This is a genomic window from Nevskia sp. (assembly GCF_023266035.1).
GTDB lineage: Bacteria > Pseudomonadota > Gammaproteobacteria > Nevskiales > Nevskiaceae > Nevskia.
Window position 1 is genome coordinate 1 of the sequence record NZ_JAHFRY010000110.1, and the last position, 5,163, is coordinate 5,163.

The 5,163-nt window shown below is 65.4% G+C and carries 7 protein-coding genes; 5 read left to right on the forward strand and 2 right to left on the reverse strand.

Annotated features, from left to right (window positions below; all coding sequences use genetic code 11):
* The 5 genes from Q0D45_RS15980 to Q0D45_RS16000 form a co-directional block, all read left to right on the forward strand.
* Positions 1–385 (forward strand): biliverdin-producing heme oxygenase (locus Q0D45_RS15980; RefSeq protein WP_293394915.1); only part of this gene is annotated, 385 nt, incomplete at its 5' end.
* 167 nt (positions 386–552) lie between these two features.
* A complete protein-coding gene (locus tag Q0D45_RS15985) occupies positions 553–1,689 on the forward strand; it encodes a fatty acid desaturase (protein ID WP_293394920.1) in 1,137 nt (378 codons plus the stop codon).
* Between the two features lie 18 nt (positions 1,690–1,707).
* Complete coding sequence (locus Q0D45_RS15990; protein WP_293394923.1) at positions 1,708–2,787, forward strand: 2Fe-2S iron-sulfur cluster binding domain-containing protein; 1,080 nt, start codon at positions 1,708–1,710, stop codon at positions 2,785–2,787.
* Between the two features lie 80 nt (positions 2,788–2,867).
* Positions 2,868–3,644 (forward strand): tyrosine-protein phosphatase, encoded by a 777-nt coding sequence (locus tag Q0D45_RS15995; protein ID WP_293394926.1) that lies wholly within the window; start codon positions 2,868–2,870, stop codon positions 3,642–3,644.
* A gap of 26 nt (positions 3,645–3,670) precedes the next feature.
* Complete coding sequence (locus tag Q0D45_RS16000; RefSeq protein ID WP_293394929.1) at positions 3,671–4,465, forward strand: enoyl-CoA hydratase-related protein; 795 nt, start codon at positions 3,671–3,673, stop codon at positions 4,463–4,465.
* Positions 4,466–4,495: 30 nt separating this feature from the next.
* On the opposite strand, the gene Q0D45_RS16005 is transcribed toward Q0D45_RS16000, so the two are convergent.
* Together Q0D45_RS16005 and Q0D45_RS16010 are read right to left on the reverse strand one after the other, a co-directional pair.
* Positions 4,496–4,810 (reverse strand): hypothetical protein, encoded by a 315-nt coding sequence (locus Q0D45_RS16005; protein ID WP_293394932.1) that lies wholly within the window; start codon positions 4,808–4,810, stop codon positions 4,496–4,498.
* A gap of 20 nt (positions 4,811–4,830) precedes the next feature.
* The coding region (locus Q0D45_RS16010) for a methylmalonyl-CoA mutase family protein (RefSeq protein WP_293394935.1) at positions 4,831–5,163 on the reverse strand (333 nt) is incomplete at its 5' end.

Sequence of the window (5,163 nt, forward strand, 5' to 3'; positions counted from 1 at the left end):
CACGCTGCACGGTGCGGACTGGCCAGCACTGCCACTGCAGGAGGCTGCCGGGATCTATCACGCGCATCTGCTGCAGCTCGATGCGCCGGGTCTCATCGCCCACGCCTATGTCCGCTATCTCGGCGATCTGGCTGGCGGCCAGACGCTGGCGCGTATCGTTCGCCGCGCGCTGGCGCTCGACGGCGACCTAGGCACTGCCTTCTACGCGTTCCCCTCACCGGGAGCGGTGGTGCTCGGGCAACGCTTCCGCGAAGGACTGGATCGAATCGTGCTGCCGGAAGCCGCGCTAGGCCGGATCATCGATGAAGCCTGCCTCGGCTTTCGCTGGCATGGCCATCTGTTCAAAGCACTGGACGATCAGCGTTCGCCGGTGCAGCTTGCGTAACGGCTGCCAGATCACATTCGAACCGGGCCACGCGAGCGCTGCCTGCCGGGGAGACGAGCGGTGGACCGCCGGACTGGCCGACCAAACTATGGGATGGGCCGTCGCCGCGGCGAAGGGCGGAAGATGCACCGTCGCCTGATCCGGCGTGTAGCCCTGCGAGACCTGCCATGACCAAGAACCTCGATTATTTCAAGTACTTGCTGTCCCCGATCATCCTCAGCGCACATGCCTACGGCATGTGGATGGGCGGCAATTTCACCTGGGTCGGCATGGCCTTGCTGCTCGGCGTGCTGTTCTTCGATGGCTTCCTGAAAGCCGATTACTCGATCCGCGACCTGGCGCATGCCTGGATCTACGACGTGATCGTGTCGATCACCGTGCTGGCCAGCTTCGTCAACATCCTGTTCTACGCCTGGCTGATCGGTCACGATCATTTCGCGACCACCGCGTCCGGCGTTGGCGCTTTCCTCAGCACCCTGTTCATCGGCTTCGTGATCGGCGCGCCGCCGGTGCACGAGCTGTTCCACCGCGAAGGTCTGTTCCTGCGCTGGCTCGGCCGCATCGGCCAGTGCCTGGTGTTCGATCCCTGGCGCGAGATCACCCACGTGGTCACCCACCACATGCGCGTGGCGACGCCGGATGACCCGGACTACGCCCGCCGCGGCGACACCGTCTACGGCCATTTCTTCCGCACCTTCCCGGCGCAGTGGAAGGAGAGCTATCACCTCGAAAAGATGATGTGGACCAAGCGCGGCCGCAAGTGGTACGACCCGCGCAATGCCTGGGTGTTCAAGGCGACCTACTTCGGCATCTTCCTCGCAGCACTCTTTGCGCTCGGCGGCTTCAAGGGTCTGCTGCTGTGCTCGGCCTCGCTGTTCTTCGGCCCGCGCATGCTTCTGGAAGTGTTCAATTACTGCAATCACTACGGCCTGATCTCGGCAACGCCGGGTCGCTTCCAGAACCACCACACCTGGAATCACATCACGCCGCTGGTGCGCATTCTGGCGCTGGAGATCACCAACCACGCCGGCCATCACGACGACAGCTACAAGCCGTTCTACGCGCTGGAGCCAGACCCGAACGGTCCGCAGCAGCCGCAGTTCCTGCTCTGCGTGTTGCTGGCCTTCGTGCCCCCGCTGTTCTTCATGATGGTCAAGCCGCTGCTGAAGGACTGGGACAAGAATCGCGCGACGCCACAGGAACGCGAGATCGCCCGTCGCGAAAACGCCCGTGCCGGCTGGCACGAGCTGAACGACGAGCCGGCACCGCGCGCACCGTCGCGCAGCGCGATGGCTACGGCTTAATCGGAGCTTCTGACCATCATGCAGGTGCTCGAGAAGAACCCGGCTGTCGAAACCCGCGCCGGCCACTGCCGGATCACCGTCCGCGGCCGCGATGGCAGCGAAACCTCGTTCGAGGTGAAGAGGAACGACATGCTGCTGAAAGCAGCGGTCGACCAGGGCATCGACTATCCGCACAACTGCCGGGTCGGCGTCTGCGGCACCTGCAAGACGCGGCTGGTCGACGGTCGGGTCAGCCCGATGGTCGATCTGGCGCTGTCGCCCTTGAGCAACGAGCAGATCGAGGCCGGTTTCGTGCTCGCCTGTCAGGCCAAGGTGCGGACCGATCTGGTGCTCGACGTGAAGCTCGGCAACGGCGCGCAGCTGCCGGTGCGCACGGTGTCCGCTCTGGTCACGCGCTGGCAGCGGTTGCCCGGCGATGTCATCGATCTGCGTCTGAAGCTCGATGACGCGGTGGCGTTCAACGCCGGCCAGTACTGCACGATCGCCGAATCCGGCTCGTTCACGCGGCGCAGCTATTCGTACTACGACGTGCCGGCCGCCGATGGCAGCCCGGCCGGCGAAGTCGGCTTTCTGGTCAAGCGCCTGCCCGGCGGCCGGTTCTCGGAATGGCTGTTTGCCGAGGACCGCAGCGGCATCAAGTTCTGGGTCGAAGGGCCGTTCGGCGTCATGGGCGTTGACGATCTCGATCGCGACGGCCTCTGCGTCGCCGGCGGCACCGGCCTGGCGCCGATCCTGTCGATCGTCGGCGATCGCCTGCAGCGTTCGGAGACCGCGCGCTTCACGATCGTGTTCGGCGTGCGCAGCGAGAAGGATCTGTTTGCCGATACCCATCTGGCCGAGCTTCAGGCCAAGGCCGGTGATCGCCTGCGGGTGATTCCGATCCTGTCACACGAACCGACCGGTTCCAGCTGGGCTGGCCTGCGTGGTCTGGTCACGGCCGCGCTGACACCGGCGCTCGGCATCGACTACCGCGATACCGCCGCCTTCATCTGCGGCAACCTCGGCATGGTCGAAGCGGTGGAACGGCGGCTGATCGAGCTCGGTGTGCAAGCGGATAGAATCCACGCCGACAAGTTCGTGCCGTCCGGCACGCCCTGAGACGGCTGCAGTAGAGGGTTGATCGGGGTGTTGACGGCAATGTTGCGTCGACTTGCCGTCCACTCCCCAGAATTCCGATCATGACCCTGCTCAAGACCGCACCGAACTTCCGCGATATCGGCGGCCTGCCCACCCGTGACGGTCGCCAGACCCGCGCTGGCCTCGTCTACCGTTCCGATGCGCTCGACGCGCTCGATGCCGACGATCTCGCCCAGCTCGCCAGCCTGTCGCCGAAGGTCTGCTGCGATCTGCGCAGCGACGGAGAGCGCCTGCAGCGTCCGCATCGCTGGCCGGCCGGTGCGGCGCCGCGAGTGCTGAATCTGTCGGTCGCCACCGATATCCGTGTGCTGATGCCGGAACTGGTCAGCGAGCTGCGCAACAACGCAACCGCCGAAGGTGCCGCGGCGCTGATGCGCCATCTGTACCGCGACCTGCCGATGGTCTGCGCGCCAGTGCTCAAGCAGGTGTTCGCGCTGCTGCTCGACGAAGAGACCGATCAGCTGCCGCTGGTGGTCAACTGCACGGCCGGCAAGGACCGCACCGGCTTCGTCGTCGCCATGCTGCTGCACGCGGTCGGCGTACCCGATGAAGCCGTGCTCGGCGATTACCTGCGCTCCAACGATGCTGCCAGCCGCGCCTCGCTGCAGCACAAGGTTGCCGCCCTGCTGCACGAGCTGATCGGCATCAGCGCACCGCCGGACATGCTGGCGGCGATCGTCGCCGCGCGTGCCGAATATCTCGATTCAGCAGTCGCCAGGATCGTGGCCGATCACGGCTCGATCGACGTCTACCTCGCCGAGGCGATCGGCCTCGACGACAGCCAGCGCAGCCATCTTGCCAGCCGCCTGGCCCACTGATTTTCCCTTCGTTTTCCGGAGTTCCGATGAGTCTTGCCGAACTGTCCCTCGATGCCGCCACCGGCATTGCGACGATCACCATCAATCGCCCCGAGGTGATGAACGCGCTCAACGTGCCGCTGGCCGAGGCGCTGCGCGATGTCGCGCTGGAAATTCGTGACGATGCGCGGGTGCGTTGCGTGGTGCTGCGCGGCAATGGCCGCGCCTTCATCGCCGGTGGCGATCTGGCCAGCTTCGCGAAGGATTTCGAAGTCGCCGACCAGGTAGCGGACGATCTGCTCAATGCGCTGCATGTGCTGGTCGAAACGCTGCGCAATATCGATGCGCCGGTGATTGCCTCGGTGCACGGTGCGGTTGCCGGGGCCGGCCTGTCGCTGATGACCGCTTGCGATCTGGTCATCGCCGCCCAAGGCACCCGCTTCATGATTGCCTATGACCGCATCGGCGCCTCGCCGGACTGCGGCGGCACCTACTTCCTGCCGCGCCTGCTCGGCCGCAACAAGGCAGCCCAGCTGATGTTCCTCAGCGAAACCCTGGATGCCGAAGCGGCGCTGGCAGCCGGCTTGGTCTACAAGGTCGTGGCCGCCGACGCGCTGGCGGCGAGCACGGCGGAACTGGCGACCCGGCTCGCCAATGGCCCGACGCAGGCCTATGGCAACTACAAGCGGCTGGTCGAGAAGACCTATGACCGCAGCTTGAGCGAACAGCTGGAAGCCGAGCGCAATGTGTTCTCGGCGAACACCAAAACGGCCGACTTCCGCGAAGGTGTCAGCGCCTTCCTCGGCAAGCGGCCGGCCCAGTTCAAGGGCCGCGTCGCCTGAGCGAAGCTCGACCGCTACTGAAGCCTCGCCTCAGCGCGGCTTCAGCGGCGGATCGCAGACAAAGGCCTTGCCATCACGCGAGGCCGAATAGGAACTGACCAGCACGGTATTGGCCTTGAGCCGCACCGCCTGCGCCCGCAGCTGGTCCATGCCCACGTTCTTGAGGCCTTCGACGCTGTCGACCGCCACGAAACCGGCGTAGGTACAGGCCGCGGTCTCGTCCGGGATCGCGGTGATCACCACCTCGTTCATCTGCGGGCGAATCGAGCCGCAGGCCGCAAGGCCGACGGCGGCGAACAGCAGGCCCGCAGCACCAAGGCTGCGGGTCGTCTTCGGATGATTCATGGCGCGGCGCCGAAGCTGCCTCACATGTTGCGCCGATACTCGCCGCCGACGTCGTACAGCGCGTGGCTGATCTGGCCGAGCGAGTTGTACTTCACCGCTTCGAGCAGCGATTCGAAGATGTTGCGGCGATCGCGGGCGGTCTGCTGCAGGTGCTTCAGGCTGTCGGCCTGCAGGTCGTTGCGCAGCGTGCGGAACGAGGCCACGTTGTCGATCTGCTGGCCCTTCTCTTCCTCGGTCGAGCGGATCAGTTCGATGGTCGTCGCGATCTCGCCGCCGTGGTCCTTCGGCAGGAAGGTGTTGACGCCGATCAGGGGCAGCGAGCCGTCGTACTTCTTGTGCTCGTAATACAAGCT